Here is a 17,027-nt window from a genome sequence, read left to right as displayed (position 1 = left end):
ACCTCAAGCCCTTTCTTTGAGCAATTGCGGACGGAAAACCGCCTCACACTTTTCCTGGAATTGCTTTAGTCGTCATCGTCGCTTGCGGCAGGCCGCCAGCTGCTCGGCTCGACCTTCTTCTGCGTGGTGCTGTCGATATAGGTCCACCAGCCGCCGTCGCGATACTGCGCGACCGACTCGTTGATCACCCCATTGCCGTCCTTCCAGTAGACGGTGACCTTGGAGCCATCGGTCGGCGCGGTTGATATCGGCTGTCTCTCCGCCATGTCGTCCTCCCACGGCCGTCAGCTATGGGCGAAGATATCCTCCTCGCCCCAGCCCATCAGGTCGAGTTTGGCACGCGTCGGCAGGAAGCGGAAGCAGGCGTCGGCCTCCTTCGTGCGGCCCTCGCGCGCCAGCCGGCCGGCCAGCACCTCGCGCAGGCGGTGCAGATAGAGCACGTCGGAGGCGGCATATTCGAGCTGTTCCGGCGACAGGGTCTCCGCTGCCCAGTCCGACGACTGCTGCACCTTCGACAGGGTCACTCCGAGAAGCTCGCCGCAAAGGTCCTTCAGCCCATGCCGGTCGGTATAGGTGCGGGTCAGCCGCGAGGCGATCTTGGTGCAGAAAACCGGTTCCGCCATGACGCCGAAGGCGTTGTAGAGCACGGCGATGTCGAAGCGGCCGTAATGGAACAGTTTGGTGACGCTGCGGTTGCGCAGCAGGCTGACCAGGTTCGGCGCCTTCTTCTGGCCGGGCGCGATCTGGATCACGTCGGCGCTGCCGTCGCCGGGCGAGATCTGCACCACGCACAGCCTGTCGCGGTGCGGATTGAGGCCGAGCGTCTCGGTGTCGATCGCCACCGCCCCGACATTGTAATGGGACAGGTCGGGCAAGTCGTTCTTGTGGAAGCGGATGTCGCTCATCATTGTCTCCGGATCGCGGCCTGCGCTGTTGGTTCGTCCTCGCCGCGATCCATCCAAAAATCAACAGAAAGTTGTCCTTCGCGCCGCCTCAGCGTGTCAGCGCGTCAAGAATGCGGGCCCAGGAGCGCTGCCCCTTGTGGAAGGAGGTGAGCTCGTATTTCTCGTTGGGCGAGTGGATCCGGTCGTCGTCGAGGCCGAAACCGACCAGCAGGGATTCGATGCCGAGATAGGTCTGGAAATCGCCGACCACAGGGATCGAGCCGCCGCTGCCCGTGGTCACCGCCGGCTTCGGCCATTCATCCGACAGCGCCTCCTTGGCCTTGGCCAGGAATGGCGAGTCATAGGAAAGCTGGATCGCCGGCGAGCCGCCATGCGGGTGGAATTCGACCGAGCAATCGGCCGGAATGCGCTCCCTGACGAAAGCCTGGAATGCGGCGCGGATCTTCTCCGGGTCCTGCTTGTGGACGAGGCGGAACGACACCTTGGCCGAGGCCTCCGCCGCGATCACCGTCTTGAAGCCCTTGCCGGTATAGCCGCCGATAATGCCGTTGAACTCCGCCGTCGGCCGCGCCCAGGTCAGTTCGAGCACCGAACGCCCCTTTTCGCCCGACGGGATCGACAGGCCGATGGGCTCGAGGAAGCTCTCGGCGGTCTCGCCGAGCGTTTCCCACGACTTCAGCACCTGCGACGGCGTCTCCTCGACACCGTCATAGAAGCCCGGGATGGTGATGCGCCCGTCCTTGTCGTGGATATCGGCCAGGATCCCGGCCAGGATGCGGATCGGATTGGCGGCAGCCCCGCCATAGAGCCCCGAATGCAGGTCGCGATCGGCCGCCTTCACGGTGACCTCTTCGCCGACCATGCCGCGCAGCGACACGCAGATGGAGGGCGTCTCGCGATCCCACATGCCGGTGTCGCAGACCAATGCGAAATCGGTCTTGAGCTCGGCGGCGTTGGCCGCCAGGAACGGCTTCAGCGACGGCGAGCCGGACTCCTCCTCGCCCTCGAACAGGATGGTGATGCGGCAAGGCAGGCCGCCATGCACCTGCTTCCAGGCGCGGCAGGCCTCGACGAAGGTCATCAGCTGGCCCTTGTCGTCGGCCGAGCCGCGGCCGGTGATTACCTTGCGGCCGGGCTCGATCTCCTTGATCGCCGGCGCGAACGGATCGCTTTCCCACAAGTCGATCGGATCGACCGGCTGCACGTCGTAATGGCCGTAGAACAGCACATGCGGCGCGCCCGCCGGCCCGTCGTGATGCGCCACCACCATCGGATGGCCGGGCGTGTCGCGCACGCTGGCGTCGAAGCCGATCAGCTTCAGCTCGGCCACCAGCCACGCCGCCGCCTTGCGGCAGTCGCCGGCATAGGCCGGATCGGTGGAGATCGACTTGATGCCGAGCAGCCCGAACAGCCGTTCCAGGCTCTGGTCGAGATTCTGGTCGAGACGATCGAGGACGGGGGAGATTCTAGACATTTTCTGGCCTTTCGATTTTGCGCCGACCCTAAAGGGGCGAGCCGAAAACGAAAAGCCGGGAACGTTGGACCAAGCGCGTTTGGCTGCGGAAAAACATCCAGACCGGTATGTCGGACCTCAAGGCGAAAAAAAGCCGCCGTGGTGGAGGGGGAACCACGGCGGCCTTACTCGAAACGTTGCGGCAGCCCGGAGAGGGGGGATAGGCTGCCGCAGTTGTCCGGGATAGGCGGGGGACGGGCCTTGCTCCGGACTTCGGCGAAAACTGCCGATGACCCATATTTGGGTCTGTGAACGTGGCGATTCAAGGGCACCAGTATTACACTTTTGTAACATGCCCGTGAGTGGCCGGATCATTCGGCGGCAGCCTCTGTCAGGGTGTTGCCGGAACCGGTGGTTTTCAGCCGCCTTTGGCATGGACCGCGCCGTCTGGCCGCGCTATCCCTGCCGGCATGAAAAAAGGCGATCATCTCTTCCTCGTCGACGGCTCCGGCTACATTTTCCGCGCCTATCACGCGCTGCCGCCGCTCAATCGCAAATCCGACGGCTTGCCCACCAATGCCGTGCTCGGCTTCTGCAACATGGTGTGGAAGCTGATGCAGGATGCCCGCAACACCGATGTCGGCGTGGTGCCGACGCATTTCGCCGTCATCTTCGACTATTCCTCGAAGACCTTCCGCAACGATCTCTACCCCGAATACAAGGCCAACCGCTCGGCGCCGCCAGAGGACCTGATCCCGCAGTTCGGCCTGATCCGCCAGGCGACCACGGCTTTCAATCTTCCCTGCATCGAGATGGAGGGCTTCGAGGCCGACGACCTCATCGCCACTTATTGCCGGCTTGCCTGCGAGGCTGGCGGCGACACCACCATCATCTCCTCCGACAAGGATCTGATGCAGCTGGTCGGTCCCACGGTCGGCATGTACGACCCGATGAAGGACCGCCAGATCGGCATCCCCGAAGTGATCGAGAAATGGGGCGTGCCGCCGGAGAAGATGATCGACCTGCAGGCGCTCACCGGCGACTCGGTCGACAATGTGCCGGGCGTGCCCGGCATCGGGCCGAAGACAGCGGCGCAGCTTCTGGAGCAGTTCGGCGACCTCGACGCGCTGCTGGCGCGCGCCGCCGAGATCAAGCAGGAGAAGCGGCGGGAATCGATCATCGCCAATGCCGACAAGGCGCGCATCTCGCGCCAGCTGGTGACGCTGAAGAACGACGTTCCGGTCGCCGAGGGGCTCGGCGACTTCGAGCTGCATGCGCCGGATGGGCCGAAGCTGATCGGCTTCCTCAAGACCATGGAATTCACCACGCTGACCCGCCGCGTCGCCGAAGCGACCGGAACCGAAATCGGCGACGTCCAGGCCGCCGCCGTCACCATCGAGCGCGCCGATACCGCGCACGGACCCGATGTCGGAGCCGGCGCGCCGCCGGCAGCACGGGCCACGCCCGCCGGCAACGACGCCGACAAGCCAGCGCCGGCCATCCGGGGAGAAGACGCGCCGCCGCAGGGCGACACCCCTTCCCTGCTCTCGGCGCTTCGCCTGGAACAGGCGGCGGCGCGCAAGATCGACACGTCGGCCTATATCGCCATTCGCGATGCGGCGGCGCTGACGGCCTGGATCGCCGAGGCACGGGAAGCCGGTGTCCTCGCCTTCGACACCGAGGCCAGCTCGCCCGACCCGATGCAGGCCGAGTTGATCGGCCTGTCCATGGCGGTGGCGCCCGGCCGCGCCGCTTATCTGCCGCTCGTCCACAAGAGCGGCACCGGCGACTTGCTGGGCGGCGGCATGCTGGAGAACCAGATCCCCGTCCGCGAGGCGTTGGCGCTGCTGAAGCCTCTCTTGCAGGACAGGTCCGTTCTCAAGATCGTGCAGGACCTGAAATACGACATCGTCGTGATGAGCCGCCACGGCATCGAGATCGGCCCATTCGACGACACGATGCTGATCTCCTATGTGCTTGATGCCGGCACGTCCGGCGGCCACGACCTGGCCGGCCTCTCGGAAAAATGGCTGGGCCATGCCCCGGCCTCCAAGAAGGAGCTTGCCGGATCGGGGAAAAGCGCCGTCGGCTTCGATCAGGTCGATATCGAGCGCGCGACCGCCTACGCCGCCGGGCAGGCCGATATCACGCTGAGGCTCTGGCAGGTGCTGAAGCCCAGGCTTGCCGCCAAGGGCCTGGTTTCCGTCTACGAGCGGCTGGAGCGGCCGCTGGTGCCGGTGCTGGCCCGGATGGAGCAGCGCGGCATCTCCGTCGACCGCCAGATCCTCTCCAGGCTGTCGGGAGAGCTGGCGCAGGGTGCGGCCCGCGTCGAGGAGGAGATCTACGGCATCGTCGGCGAGCCCATCAACATCGGCTCGCCCAAGCAGCTCGGCGACATTTTGTTCGGCAAGATGGGCCTGCCGGGCGGCTCGAAGACCAAGACCGGGCAATGGTCGACCTCGGCGCAGCTCCTGGAGGACCTTGCGGCCGAAGGCCATGAATTGCCGCGCAAGATCGTCGACTGGCGCCAGCTGACGAAACTGAAATCGACCTATACCGACGCGCTGCCTGGCTTCATCCATCCCGACACAAAACGCGTCCACACCTCCTATGCGCTGGCCGCGACGACAACAGGACGTCTCTCGTCCTCCGACCCCAATCTGCAGAACATCCCGGTGCGCACCGCCGAGGGGCGCAAGATCAGGACTGCCTTCATCGCCGAAAAGGGCCACAAGCTGGTCTCGGCCGACTACAGCCAGATCGAATTGCGGGTGCTCGCCCACGTCGCCGAGATCCCGCAACTCAAGCAGGCTTTCGCCGATGGCGCCGACATCCACGCCATCACCGCATCCGAGATGTTCAATGTGCCGGTCGAGGGCATGCCTTCGGAGGTGCGCCGCCGCGCCAAGGCGATCAATTTCGGCATCATCTACGGCATCTCGGCCTTCGGCCTCGCCAACCAGCTGTCGATCCCGCGCGAGGAGGCCGGCGCCTACATCAAGAAATATTTCGAGCGCTTCCCGGGCATCCGCGACTATATCGAGGCGACCAAGGCCTACGCCCGCGAGCACGGCTTTGTCGAAACCATATTCGGCCGCCGTATCCACTATCCGGAGATACGCTCGTCCAACCCGTCGATCCGCGCCTTCAACGAGCGCGCCTCGATCAACGCCAGGCTGCAGGGCACGGCAGCCGATATCATCCGCCGCGCCATGGTGCATATGGAGGAGGCGCTGGAGAAGGCCGGCCTGTCGGCCCGCATGCTGCTGCAGGTGCATGACGAGTTGATCTTCGAGACGGTGGAGTCCGAGGTCGAGGCGACGCTTCCCGTCGTGCGCCGGGTGATGGAGAACGCGCCGATGCCGGCGGTGTCGATGTCGGTGCCGCTGCATGTCGATGCGCGGGCCGCCAACAACTGGGACGAGGCGCATTGATGTGAACGCGTTGCTGCCGCCCTCGACAGCCACCGTCCTCTCCTTTTCGTTCGCATGCCTGCTGATCGAACTCACGCCGGGTCCGAACATGACCTATCTGGCGCTGATTTCCGCCAGCCAGGGACGCCGCGCCGGCTTTGCCACGGTGGCGGGTATCGCCTCGGGACTGGCGACCGTCGGCGCAGTCGCGGCCTTCGGCGTCGCCGAACTGATCCAGGCATCTCGGCCGCTCTACGAGGGACTTCGCTGGGCCGGGGTGCTGTTCCTTCTCTACCTCGCCTGGGAAGGCTGGACCGCGGGAACGGACGTCGTATCGAGCGCCGGCGGCGCGCACGGCAAGCATTTCATGCGCGGGCTCGTCACCAATCTCCTGAACCCCAAGGCGGCGGTCTTTTACGTCGCGGTGCTGCCGACCTTCGTCGACGCCTCACGGCCGGTCCTTTCCCAGACAGTCATGCTCACCGCGGTCTATGTGGCGATCGCGACTGCTGTTCACGGCGTCATCGTTGTGCTGGCGGGGACGCTGGAACCGTTCCTCAACGATCCAAGAAGGGAGCGATTTGCCCGACGGCTGCTTTCCGCCCTGCTGGCGCTGGTCGCGTTCTGGTTCGCCTGGTCGACCGCGCGCTGAAGCGATTCGCTCCGGGGTCTGTTGAGATTCAGGTCAGGCCGAGCCGAGAAGGGTGGAGTTCCGAGAACCGGAGCGGGGCGTACTTGAGATACGTGAGCACCGGAAACGCACGAGCCCGCCATTTGCAGGCCGGCCTCACCTGAATATCAATAGACCCTAGGCCGCCTCGGCCCGGCACTTGGCGCATACACCGCGAAACTCGATTACCGCCTTCTTGGCGGCAAAGCCCGTCGAGCGCACCCATTCGTCCAGCCGGTGGTCGACATCATGGTCGGACATCTCGGTCACCTGGCCGCATGTGTCGCAAATGGCGAAGGCGGTCATCGAATGGCTGTGGTCGTGCGGCTCGGCGCAGGCGACGAAGGAGTTGAGGCTCTCCAGCCGGTGCACGAAACCCGACTTCACCAGCGTGTCGAGGGCGCGATAGACCTGCAGCGGCGCGCGAAAGCCGCGTTCGCGCAGCTGGTCGAGCAACATATAGGCGCTGAGCGGTCCGCTGGCGGCCTCGAGCTTTTCGAGCACGCACAACTGGTTCTTCGTCAGCACATCCCTTGCCGCCATGGTCCTGCTTCCAGTCTGCTTGCGCCGTCCGCGCGCCATTTGCGCATGCAAGTGGCCTGAATTCCACTGAGATAGCGACGAACCGCCTCTTTTGCCACTGTTTCCGTCGCCATCGGCGGCACCGCTTCGGTGATTGGTCATCGGCATCGCGCAACCAGCCTTCAAAATACTGACAAAATCATCGACGAGGGTTACCACTGCTTGCGAATTCGATCGGGCTTGGGGGGCATCCATGATCAGATTGACACACCGGACGCTGCTTGTCGGCGCCTCCGCGCTGACGGCTGCGGGGACGTTGTCGTTCCGTGCGCTTGCCGCCGAGCGCACCTATCACGCGCTGCTGGTCGCTTGCACCGACTATCCGAACCTGCCGAAGAAGAACTGGCTGATCGGGCCGAAGAACGATGCCGGCCTGGTGCGCGACTACCTGCTGAGGAACACCCCGGCCCCGGTGAAGTTCGCGCCCGAGAACGTCGCCCTGCTTGCCAAGGATGTCGACGGCGCGGCCGGCCTGCCGACGCACGCGGCGATCAAGGCGGCGCTGGCCAACCTCGCTGCCAGGGTCAAGCGCGACGACTTCGTCTATCTGCATCTGTCCGGCCATGGCGCCCAGCAGCCCGAGGCGACCAAGGGCGACGAGACCGACGGCCTCGACGAGATCTTCCTTCCCGTCGACATCGAGAAATGGGTCAACCGCGAGGCCGGCGTGCCCAACGCGCTCGTCGACAATGAGGTCGGCGCCGCGCTCGACGCCATCCGCGACAAGGGCGCCTTCGTCTGGGTGGTGTTCGACTGCTGCCATTCCGGCACGGCGACACGCGCCGCCGAGGTCGACGACGAGATGGAGCGCAAGGTCGAGTTTGCCGATCTGGTCGGCGGCGGCGAGGCCGAACGGGCAGCCGCCGTGAAGCTCTACGCGGACATCGCGGCGACCGCGACGCGCGGCTTCGACGAGAACGGCCAGCGCAAGCCCGCCTTCAACCTTACGCCGACTGGCGCCGAATCGACCGCCAAGGGCAAGCTGGTCGCCTTCTATGCCGCGCAGACCGTCGAGACGACGCCGGAGATGCCGCTGCCCAAGGGCACCGCCGACGCGCCGCGCTTCGGTCTGTTCACTTTCACCATCCTGTCCAAGCTGGCCGAGAACCCCAACGTCACCTACCGCCAGCTCGGCCAGGCGGTGCTGCAGCAATATTCGGCCGACAGCCGCACGCGGCCGACGCCGCTTTTCGAAGGCGAGCTCGATGCGCGCGTCTTCGGCACCGACAGGGCCGATGCGGTCATGCAATGGCCGCTGGTCGTCAAGGACGGTGCGGCGACGATCGGCGCCGGGCTGCTGCAGCGACTCACCCCCGGCAGCAAGCTCGCCATCCTGCCTTCGGCCCTGTCGCAACTGTCTGAAGCGCTCGGCTATGTCGAGGTGCAGTCGGCCAGGAACCTGGAGAGCTGGGTGAAGCCGGTGGAGCTCGACGGCAAGCCGGCGCTGACGCTGGCTGATATCCCGGCCAATGCCTATGCGCGCGTCGCCGAGCTCGCGGTCGACTACAAGCTCGCGGTGGCGAGGCCGGCGGCGACCGACGGCCTCGACAAGGAGACCGCGCTGGTGAATTCGGTTCTGGACGAACTGGCGGCCAGGGAGAAATCCGGCTTCCACGTCGAGCTGGTCGAGCCCGGCAAGAGCGCCGATCTGCGACTGGCGGTGCTGCGCGAGAACGCGATCGCCGGCGCCGCGGCCGCCGCCACCGACAAGCCGGCGCTGTGGTTCCTGCCGGCTTCCGGCGATGTGAAGGACGGCGGCAGGCCACCGCTGATAATCATTCACCCGGATGATCGCGCCAAGCTGGTCGATGCGACGGCGAAGAACCTGACCACCATCTTCCGCGCCACCGGCCTTTCCAGGCTGGCCGCCGCGTCCGACTACCGGCCGGAAGAGGTCAGCGTCGAGTTCGAGATCAGGCGCCAGGGCGGCGACGCACTGGAGCCGCTGCAGGCCTCGACCGTGCCGCGCGTCTCGCCGGGCGACGAGGTGCATATCAGGGCCAGGAACGATTCCGACAAATATGTCGACATCAACGTGCTCTATGTCGGCAGCGACTATTCCATCACCCATATCGTCGCCGAGCGGCTGGCGCCCGCCAACGGCTCGCCGGATGCCGGCTTGCGGGAGGGGCTGCTGGCCTTCACCGACACCAGCTTCGGCATGGAGCGGATGATCGCCGTGCTGACCGAGGCACCGCCGCAGAGCGAGAAGGAGGACCTGAGCTTCCTGGCGCAGGACGGCGTGCCCTCGGCCACCCGCGCGGTCGGCGGCTCCGGCTTCTCCGACATGCTGACTGAAATCGGCATGGCGCCTTCGACACGCTCGGTGATGAAGCTTGCCGACAGGAGCGGCCCGAAGGGCGCGGTGATGATTTTTCCGATGGAGACAGTGCCGCGCGCCTGAGCGCAGGCTGCCGCAAAAGCCTGTCGCAACCGCTGCATCGGCTCTTGCGCGACCGGCCTTGTGCGTGGACATTCTGGCGCGGCACGGAAAGGATGAGGACGCTTGTGAGAACCAACGTGCATTACTGGCTCGGAGCGGGCCTTCTTCTTGCGGCGCTGCCGCTCGCCCCTGCCCGGGCGGAGGAGAGCTGCGGCCTCTGCGCCAAGCAGATCGTCACCAATTCCGAACTGGCAGGCTGCTTTCTCGACCAGTACGACCAGATCGCCAAGACCGGCAATGAAGCCGTCGTGGTCGATCTCAGCGACTGCGCCTCGCGCGGCGTGGTCGAGGCCCTGCCCTCGCCGAACAAGGCACCCGCCGAGCCCGACGTGCAGTTCATGATCTCGCGCCCGCAGCTCGACTGCCTGAAAAGGAAGCTTGAGGCGCCGGGCATCGTGCTCGACCCGACCGCCACCATCGATCTGGACAGCTGCCGATGAAGAAGCCGGGGGGCAAGGTGACAGAACAAGTAGTGGCTGCGACGGCGTTGACGACGGCCGAGCCGCCGCCGGCCAAGAAGGCCGAGGCGCTGCCGGAAACCACCGAGGGTTTCCCGTGGCCGAGCAGCCACGAGATCAAGAAGGAATCGAACCCCTTCACCGATCGCGACTGGCGCATGCTGGCCTACGCCTGGTCGGGCCTTTTGGTGCGGCTTGTGATCATCTTCACGCTTCTGTTCTCCGTCTTCCAGTTCCTGGCCAACCAGGAGCAGAAGCGCGTCGAGCAGACCATGGCGCTGGTCGAGCTCTGGGAGAGCAAGGACTTGCAGCAGGCGCAACGCGCGCTCAAGGAGCGGCTGGCGGCGCTGAACACCAAATACGACAATCTGCTTGGCGCCAATCCGACGCCGACCGAGGAACAGGTGTTCAGGCAGCGCATCGGCATCGAGGCGATGACCGGCGATGGCGGGACCATGCCGCTTGCCGATTTCAGCGATCACTTCGACCGCATCGTCTATTTCCTCAACCGCCTTTCCATCTGCGTCGAGAGCGACCTCTGTTCGCGCAAGGTGGCGGACGCCTATTTCCGCGACTATGCCGTTTCCTTCTGGAGCTATTTCGCCGGCTATATAGACAAGCAGCGCAAGGCAGGCTCCGCCAACTTCGCCTCGGCGATCGAGACCTATGTGCGCCAGGAGCAGCCCGAGGCGCCGTCCAAATAATGGCGAAGCGATCGGCGGCCCGGATGTGAAAAACCGGCAGTGGGATCAACCCTACCACCGGTTGTTCGATCGCTGCTACCAGCGGGTCGGAACAGGCCTCATTTGTAGAGGCTGTTGATCCACTCGATATTGGCGGCGTTGAGCCTGACCGCGGTGTTGGCGTCCGGGCTTTCGGCGACGTTCACGCCGGTGATGACACGCTGCTTCGCGGCATTGTCATAGGCGTAGACCGAGCTGCCGCTCGAGCCCGGGAACGTATCGCAATCGTACTGGAAATAGTCCGTGCCGATGTTTTCGGCATGCACTTCGCAGCTTGCCTTCCACATCGTGCCCATCGGCTTGTCGCCGGGATAGCCGACGATGTTGGCGGTGAAGTCGCCCAGATCCTCGTAATTGGCATAGCCCAGCCAGCCGAGATTGGTGCCGACATCCTGCTTCAGCGTTACGATGCCGAGATCCCACGGCACGACCGAGCCGTAGAAACCCTGGTAGTTGTCGATGAAGCCCTGCAGGACATAGGCGCTTTCATAGGTGAAGGCGCCGAACGGCGCATCGTCGGCGGTGCTGCCATTGAGGCCCGGCACGAACAGATATTCGTCGAGCCAGGCGCCATCCTCATGGCTGTAGAGGCAGTGCGCCGCGGTAAGCACGGTGCGCGGACCGATCAGCGTCGCCGAGCAGCTGCCGAACTTGCCGGTCTTGGGCGACTTGGCCTCGAGATAGCCGATGGCCGAGAACGGATAGGTCTTGGTGTTCTTGACCTGCTCGCGGTCGTCTGTGCCGAACACCTGGCGGCCGGCTTCACCCTCCGTCAGCCCGGGGTCTCCGGTGTTCTGCGGACCTGAAGCGTCGGACCCCTGCCCGTCCGCCGGCTTGTTCAGTTCCTCGATGATCAGTTCCTTCAGCGCCTCGTTCGCCTCGATCTTGATCTCCTTGCCGTCGGCGGAACGTCCGACGATGCCATAGGACTTGACCGCCGCGTCCTCGTCGGCGAGCGGCGCGGCGCGGCTGGCCTCGTCCTCGGTGAGTTTCGGCGGCGCGATCGGCTTTGCCCGGCCCGGTTTATAGTCGCCCGATCCCGCATCGCGCATGCTTTCGCCGTTGCCGGCATTGGCGGCGCCGGGATCGGCGGCGAAGGCGGGCGTCAGCCACATCGCGGTGGAAAGAAACGCGGACGCAATGATGGTGTTCGTCAGTTTTGTCACGGTGAGACTCTCCCAAAAGTCAGCAAGGACTGGATCAAGATACAGAAATATTGTCGAGATCGTGGTGGCGCCAAAACCGAGTTTTGGTAACGCCGACCAGATCATTGCCCCGCGCGGTCAGTTGAGGCCCCCGCCAAAAACTCCCCTTCGATATACTGCCTAAAATATTCCAACATTGGCAATGACAAATCGCTTCCACGTAGCCCGTGGGGGGCTATAGGTTTGAGCGGGTTCTGCTCGCGGGCACGATTAGCAGAAGTGGCATTCGGTTTTATGACCGGTTTGCGCGCCGATCCGGGCTGCGCGTGGCCGGTCGTTCAAAACCGGTGCCTCGGGCAGCGGATCATGCGCCGGGCCGGCCTGTTCGGGAACGTTCGTCTCAGGAGGTCATGGTGAACATCATCCATCGGTTCAGGCCGCTCGCCACAGCACTGCTGGCCGGCATCGCGGCGCTCGCGACGCTCAACGCCACCCACGCGGCCGATGGGCCCGCACGGCCGGAAGCAGCGGTCTCGCCAATGAAGCGCGTCGCCGAAGCAAGGGCGAAGGCCAAGGCCGAGAACCCCGACGGCGCCGATCGCGTCTATGGCGGCAAGGAGGCCGAGAAAGGCGCTTTTCCTTTCCAGGTGGCGCTGCTGACAAGCGACAGGCTGGACGCCAGCCCGGCCTCGCAGCCGGACGCCCAGTTCTGCGGCGGCAGCCTGATCGGGCCGCAATGGGTGCTGACGGCCGCGCACTGCCTCGTCGACAACGGCCGGCCGATCCCGGCGGGCGCGGTCACCGTGCTGACCGGCGCCACCGATCTCGGCGAAGGCAAGCGCTACAAGGCGGCGGAGGTGATCGTCAACGAAGGCTATAGCGAGCAGACGATGGATAACGACCTCGGCCTGATCCGGCTGGCCGAGCCGGCGGACGCGCCGACGATCAAGCTCGCCCGTGAGGCAACGCCAGACAGCGGCAAGACCACGGTCACCGGCTGGGGCAAGATGCAGGACGGCACCTTCCCGACGGCACTGATGGTCGCCGACCTCGACCTGCAGCCGAACGCGACCTGCAACAGCGGCATCAAGGACATCTACGCGCGCGACCTGAAGACAGCACTTGGCGACCTCTCCCACCGCATGCGCTACTCCGAAAAGGGCATCGACGCGGCCGCCAGCGCCATTGCCGCCGACATGTCGGATCCGCTGACCGGCAACATGATCTGCGCCGGCACCGCCAGCGGCGAGCGCGATGCCTGCAATGGCGACAGCGGCGGCCCGCTGTTCATGACCGGTGCCGACGGCCCGGTCCAGATTGGCGTCGTTTCCTGGGGCGAAGGGCCGAATGACGGCAGTGCGGCCTGCGGCCACAAGAACGCCTACGGCATCTATACGCGGCTGGCCAACTACAGCGGCTGGATCGAGGAGAAGATGAAGACCACGCCGGCGCCGGCAAAGCCCAAGGCCGGTGTCGGTACCGCTCAGAAGCCGGCCAAGCCCTGAGCCTCCCGCCTCTCTCAATACAAAAACGGCGGGCAAAACCCGCCGTTTCTTTTCATGCCATGGCTGCCTGCGCCATCTACTTCATCCCCGAGGGCAGCCGCGCCTCGCAGGGCAAGTCGCTCAGGCCCGCCTTCATCAACGACAAGCGCCAGCCGCCCGGAGCAGGTCGAGGATTGCGTCGGCGCGCTGAAGGCACTCGACTTCAGCGATGCGGAACTGGCCGAGATCGACAGCTATGCGCGCGAGGCCGACATCAATCTGTGGGCGGCCTCGGCGGAGCGCAAGGGTCCGCCGCGCAGCCAGCGCCGATCAGCGCCGAGGTGACCCGGCCCCTGCGCAGCACCCAGGCCAGCGCCATCTGCGCCAGCGTCTGGCCGCGGCGGCCGGCAATGGCGTTCAGCGCCTTGATGTTGGTGATGGTTGCCACCCAGATATTTGTTGGTCAGCATGCCTTGCGCCAGCGGCGAGAACACGATCGAGCCGACGCCGAGCCCTTCCAGCGTGTCGAGCAGCCCGTCCTCCTCGACCCAGCGGTTGAGCATCGAATAGCTTGGCTGGTGAATGATGCAAGGCGTGCCGAGCTGCTTCAATATGTCGGCCGCCTCACGCGTACGCTGCGAATTGTAGGACGAGATGCCGGCATAAAGCGCCTTGCCCGAGCGCACCGCATGGTCGAGCGCGCCCATCGTCTCTTCCAGCGGCGTGTCGGGGTCGAAACGGTGCGAATAGAAGATGTCGACATAGTCGAGCCCCATCCGCTTCAGGCTCTGGTCGAGGCTGGCCAGCACATATTTGCGCCCGCCCCACTCGCCATACGGCCCCGGCCACATCTCGTAGCCGGCCTTGGTCGAGATGATCAGCTCGTCGCGATAGGCGGCGAAATCGGTGCGCAGGATTTCACCGAAGGCGGTCTCCGCCGAGCCCGGCGGCGGACCATAGTTGTTGGCGAGGTCGAAATGGGTGATGCCGAGGTCGAACGCCCGGCGCACGATCGCCTGCTTGGTCTTGTGCGGCGTGTCATTGCCGAAATTGTGCCACAGCCCGAGCGAGATCGCGGGCAGCTTCAGTCCGGACCGCCCACAGCGGTTGTAGAGCATTTTCTCGTAGCGGTTTTCGGCGGCGACATAGGGCATGGGAAATCCTCGGATCTGAACGGATCGGGCATGGTTCACCGCAACGCGATGACCATGCCCTGCGGCCCACCCTTTACCCTCTCCCCGAGAGAAGGGGGAGAGGGCTGGTAAAAATTATCGATAATTGCGGCGATCTACTTCTTCTTGGCCAGCAGGTCCTTGGCTTCCGTGACGCCGAGTGCGGCCGGCCGCTCGCAGGTCGTCTGCATGGCGACGAACTTGCCGGTTTCGCCCGAGCGCAACAGGCCGGTCATCACGTCGACGGCGTGCAGCGCCAGCTCCATCGAGCAGCGGTGCGGCCGCCCCTCAGCGATCGCCAGCGCCATATCGGCAAGGCCGGCGGTGCGGTAGTTGGCCATCATGCCTTGCGAATGCATTTCGTTCGGCACGCCGAACGGATGCTTCCATTTCGGCAGCTTCTTGACCGGTTTCGCCGCCTCGGTGAAGCGCACGTCGCCGCCGAAGAAATTCGGATCCGGCACGTACACTGTCCCCCCCTCGCCATAGAGTTCCATCGGCGCATGACCGTGGCTCCAGACATCCCAGCTGGTGTTGAGCGTCACCACCGCGCCATTCTCGAACTCCAGCAGGCCGTGGATGGTGGTCGGCGTGTTGACCGGGATTTTCTCGCCCGCGCGCGGTTTCGACGAAATCGTCCGCTCCTTGGCCGGCGTCGAGGCGAAGGCCGCGACCTGCTTCACCGGCCCGACCAACTGGATCAGGTTGGTGATGTAGTACGGCCCGATGTCGAGCACCGGGCCGGCGCCCGGCTGGAAAAAGAAATCCGGATTGGGATGCCAGTGCTCCATGCCGTGACCCATCACATGGCAGGTGCCGCTGGTGATCTTGCCGAGCGCGCCGGTGTCGATCAGGTTGCGCACCAGCTGATGCGCGCCGCCGAGGAAGGTGTCCGGCGCCGAGCCGATGCGCAGTCCCTTCTTCTCGGCCCGGCCTTTCAGGTCGAGCCCCTCCTTGATCGAAAGCACGAACGGCTTTTCCGAATAGACGTGCTTGCCGGCGTCGAGGATCTCCTTCGACACCTCATAGTGCACGGCCGGGATCGTCAGATTGACGATGATGTCGATGTCGTCCGCCTTGAGCAGGTCATTGACCGTCTCGGCGCGCAGCTTGAACTCCTTCGCCCGCGCCTTCGCAGCGTCCATGTTGATGTCGGCGCAGGCACGCATCTCGATGCCGCGGAACAGCGGCGCCAGCGAGAAATACGCTTTCGAGATGTTGCCGCAGCCGATAACGCCGATACCCAGTTTCTTTGCCATGTCGATTGTTCCTAGTAAGCCTTGACGGATGCGATGGAGCGGCGGGCGAAGCGCTCGATGTCGTTCGGGTTGTCCTGCTCCATGACAAAGTACCTGGCGGCGCTCTTGGCGCGCAACGTCTTGATCAGGCCGGCCCAGTCCATCGTGCCATGACCGACATCCGACCAGCCATCCTCGTCGAGGCCCTCGCCCGGCTTGGCGATGTCCTTGACGTGGACGGCGCTGATGCGCTTGCCGTGCTTCTCGATCCAGGGCAGCGGATCGGCGCCGCCGCGCACCACCCAGGCGACGTCCATCTCCCAGCCGATATCGGGCGCGGCGGCAAAGATGTGGTCCTGCGGCACCGAGCCGTCGGCAAGCGCCTTGAACTCGAAATCATGATTGTGCCAGGCAAAGCCATAGCCGGCCTTCTTTGCCGTTTCGCCGACCTTGGCCAGCCGCTCGCCGAAACCCCGCCAGCCGGCGGCGTCCGCCGGCCTCTGCTCGGCGACCAGATAGGGGCAGATCAAAAGCATGACGCCGAGCGCGTCGGCGATCTTGCGCACGCCGTCGAAGTCGTTCTCGAGCGCGTCGATCGAGAAATGCCCGGTCGGCATGGCCAGCCCGTTCTTGTCGAGCTCGGCGCGGAAGGATTTCGGATCGTCATAGACGCCGCCGAACCCTTCGACTTCCTTGTAGCCGAGTTTGCCGAGCGTCTGCAGCACCCCTTCCCAAGGCTGGAAATTGCGGGCGCTGTAAAGTTGGAATGACCAGTTCATCGTCTCTGTCCGTTTCTTGGGGGATGGCTGCTTGGGAGGTTAAAGGCGGTTGTCGGTTTGAGCGTCGAACAGCGAGGCGCGTGCCGGATCGAAGCCGATGCGAATCGCATCGCCGTTGCGCAGCGTCTTATCCGCTTCGACGCGGAAGGAGATGATCTGGCCGCCGAGCTTGGTCCACACCAGCGTGTCTGAGCCCATCGGATCGACGATCTCGACCGTCGACTCGGCGGTGAACGGCATTGCCGCGGCGGCGTCGCCGAAGGCTATGTGCTCAGGCCGGATGCCGAAGATGCAAGGCTTGCCGCCTCGGCCACCATCGCCGTCGAATTGATAGCGGCCGAGCGGCACCGACACGCCGTCGGCTTTGAACACAGGGGCGGTGCCGGCTTCCAACTCCCCCTTGAGGAAATTCATCGCCGGCGAACCGAGGAAGCCGGCGACGAAGCGGTTGACTGGCCGGTTGTAGATCGTCTGCGGCGCATCGAGCTGCTGGATGACCCCGCCCCTCATGACGGCGATGCGGTCGGCGAGCGTCATAGCCT

At 64.9% G+C, this 17,027-nt stretch carries 14 protein-coding genes and 2 pseudogenes; 7 read left to right on the top strand and 9 right to left on the bottom strand.

What is annotated here, in order from left to right:
- Positions 1-65: 65 nt before the first annotated feature.
- The 3 genes from EN780_RS11605 to EN780_RS11595 all read right to left on the bottom strand — a co-directional run bounded on the left by EN780_RS11605 (position 66) and on the right by EN780_RS11595 (position 2,379).
- The gene (locus tag EN780_RS11605) at positions 66-266 is read right to left on the bottom strand and encodes a hypothetical protein (protein WP_127282376.1); all 201 of its coding nucleotides are present in this window, start codon (positions 264-266) and stop codon (positions 66-68) included.
- 18 nt (positions 267-284) lie between these two features.
- Positions 285-905: a ribonuclease D gene (locus tag EN780_RS11600; RefSeq protein WP_127392932.1), complete on the bottom strand. Its 621-nt coding sequence runs from the start codon at positions 903-905 to the stop codon at positions 285-287.
- 88 nt (positions 906-993) lie between these two features.
- The gene (locus EN780_RS11595; RefSeq protein WP_127282374.1) at positions 994-2,379 is read right to left on the bottom strand and encodes a M20/M25/M40 family metallo-hydrolase; all 1,386 of its coding nucleotides are present in this window, start codon (positions 2,377-2,379) and stop codon (positions 994-996) included.
- 449 nt (positions 2,380-2,828) lie between these two features.
- Between EN780_RS11595 and polA the strand changes: the two genes are divergently transcribed.
- Both polA and EN780_RS11585 read left to right on the top strand, forming a co-directional pair.
- A complete protein-coding gene (gene polA / locus EN780_RS11590; protein WP_189556491.1) occupies positions 2,829-5,792 on the top strand; it encodes a DNA polymerase I in 2,964 nt (987 codons plus the stop codon).
- A 1-nt stretch (position 5,793) separates the two neighbouring features.
- Positions 5,794-6,423, top strand: a complete 630-nt coding sequence (locus tag EN780_RS11585) for a LysE family translocator (RefSeq protein ID WP_245499932.1) — start codon at positions 5,794-5,796, stop codon at positions 6,421-6,423.
- A 156-nt stretch (positions 6,424-6,579) separates the two neighbouring features.
- Here the strand turns inward: EN780_RS11585 and EN780_RS11580 are convergent, their stop codons facing one another.
- On the bottom strand, positions 6,580-6,984 hold the full coding sequence (locus EN780_RS11580) for a Fur family transcriptional regulator (RefSeq protein ID WP_126058257.1): 405 nt from the start codon (positions 6,982-6,984) through the stop codon (positions 6,580-6,582).
- 232 nt (positions 6,985-7,216) lie between these two features.
- On the opposite strand from EN780_RS11580, the gene EN780_RS11575 reads away from it, so the two are divergent.
- The 3 genes from EN780_RS11575 to EN780_RS11565 all read left to right on the top strand — a co-directional run bounded on the left by EN780_RS11575 (position 7,217) and on the right by EN780_RS11565 (position 10,628).
- Positions 7,217-9,427 carry a caspase family protein gene (locus EN780_RS11575; protein WP_128273817.1) on the top strand — a complete coding sequence of 737 codons (2,211 nt, stop codon included), beginning with the start codon at positions 7,217-7,219 and terminating at the stop codon, positions 9,425-9,427.
- Positions 9,428-9,519: 92 nt separating this feature from the next.
- The gene (locus tag EN780_RS11570; protein ID WP_128273816.1) at positions 9,520-9,906 is read left to right on the top strand and encodes a hypothetical protein; all 387 of its coding nucleotides are present in this window, start codon (positions 9,520-9,522) and stop codon (positions 9,904-9,906) included.
- Positions 9,903-10,628 carry a hypothetical protein gene (locus EN780_RS11565; RefSeq protein ID WP_128273814.1) on the top strand — a complete coding sequence of 242 codons (726 nt, stop codon included), beginning with the start codon at positions 9,903-9,905 and terminating at the stop codon, positions 10,626-10,628. The genes EN780_RS11570 and EN780_RS11565 overlap by 4 nt, the downstream gene beginning before the upstream one ends.
- Positions 10,629-10,726: 98 nt before the next feature.
- Here EN780_RS11565 and EN780_RS11560 read toward each other — a convergent pair whose 3' ends face one another.
- The gene (locus EN780_RS11560; RefSeq protein WP_128273812.1) at positions 10,727-11,833 is read right to left on the bottom strand and encodes a serine protease; all 1,107 of its coding nucleotides are present in this window, start codon (positions 11,831-11,833) and stop codon (positions 10,727-10,729) included.
- A 392-nt stretch (positions 11,834-12,225) separates the two neighbouring features.
- Between EN780_RS11560 and EN780_RS11555 the strand changes: the two genes are divergently transcribed.
- Positions 12,226-13,317, top strand: coding sequence for a trypsin-like serine protease (locus EN780_RS11555; protein WP_128273810.1), 1,092 nt, complete (start codon positions 12,226-12,228; stop codon positions 13,315-13,317).
- An 83-nt stretch (positions 13,318-13,400) separates the two neighbouring features.
- Positions 13,401-13,641, top strand: a pseudogene (locus EN780_RS40570) (L-glyceraldehyde 3-phosphate reductase); the annotation flags it as partial.
- Here EN780_RS40570 and EN780_RS11545 read toward each other — a convergent pair.
- From EN780_RS11545 to EN780_RS11530, 4 genes and pseudogenes are all read right to left on the bottom strand, one after another.
- Positions 13,619-14,450 (bottom strand): annotated as a pseudogene (locus EN780_RS11545) (aldo/keto reductase); the annotation flags it as partial. The pseudogenes EN780_RS40570 and EN780_RS11545 overlap by 23 nt on opposite strands.
- A gap of 134 nt (positions 14,451-14,584) precedes the next feature.
- Positions 14,585-15,727 carry a Gfo/Idh/MocA family oxidoreductase gene (locus EN780_RS11540; RefSeq protein ID WP_128273808.1) on the bottom strand — a complete coding sequence of 381 codons (1,143 nt, stop codon included), beginning with the start codon at positions 15,725-15,727 and terminating at the stop codon, positions 14,585-14,587.
- Positions 15,728-15,738: 11 nt separating this feature from the next.
- The gene (locus tag EN780_RS11535; protein WP_128273806.1) at positions 15,739-16,485 is read right to left on the bottom strand and encodes a sugar phosphate isomerase/epimerase; all 747 of its coding nucleotides are present in this window, start codon (positions 16,483-16,485) and stop codon (positions 15,739-15,741) included.
- A gap of 39 nt (positions 16,486-16,524) precedes the next feature.
- The coding region (locus EN780_RS11530) for a TOBE domain-containing protein (protein ID WP_133372601.1) at positions 16,525-17,027 on the bottom strand (503 nt) is incomplete at its 5' end.

The organism is Mesorhizobium sp. M4B.F.Ca.ET.089.01.1.1, assembly GCF_004022605.1.
Taxonomy (GTDB): domain Bacteria; phylum Pseudomonadota; class Alphaproteobacteria; order Rhizobiales; family Rhizobiaceae; genus Mesorhizobium; species Mesorhizobium abyssinicae.
This window is presented reverse-complemented; position numbering and strand designations above follow the sequence as displayed.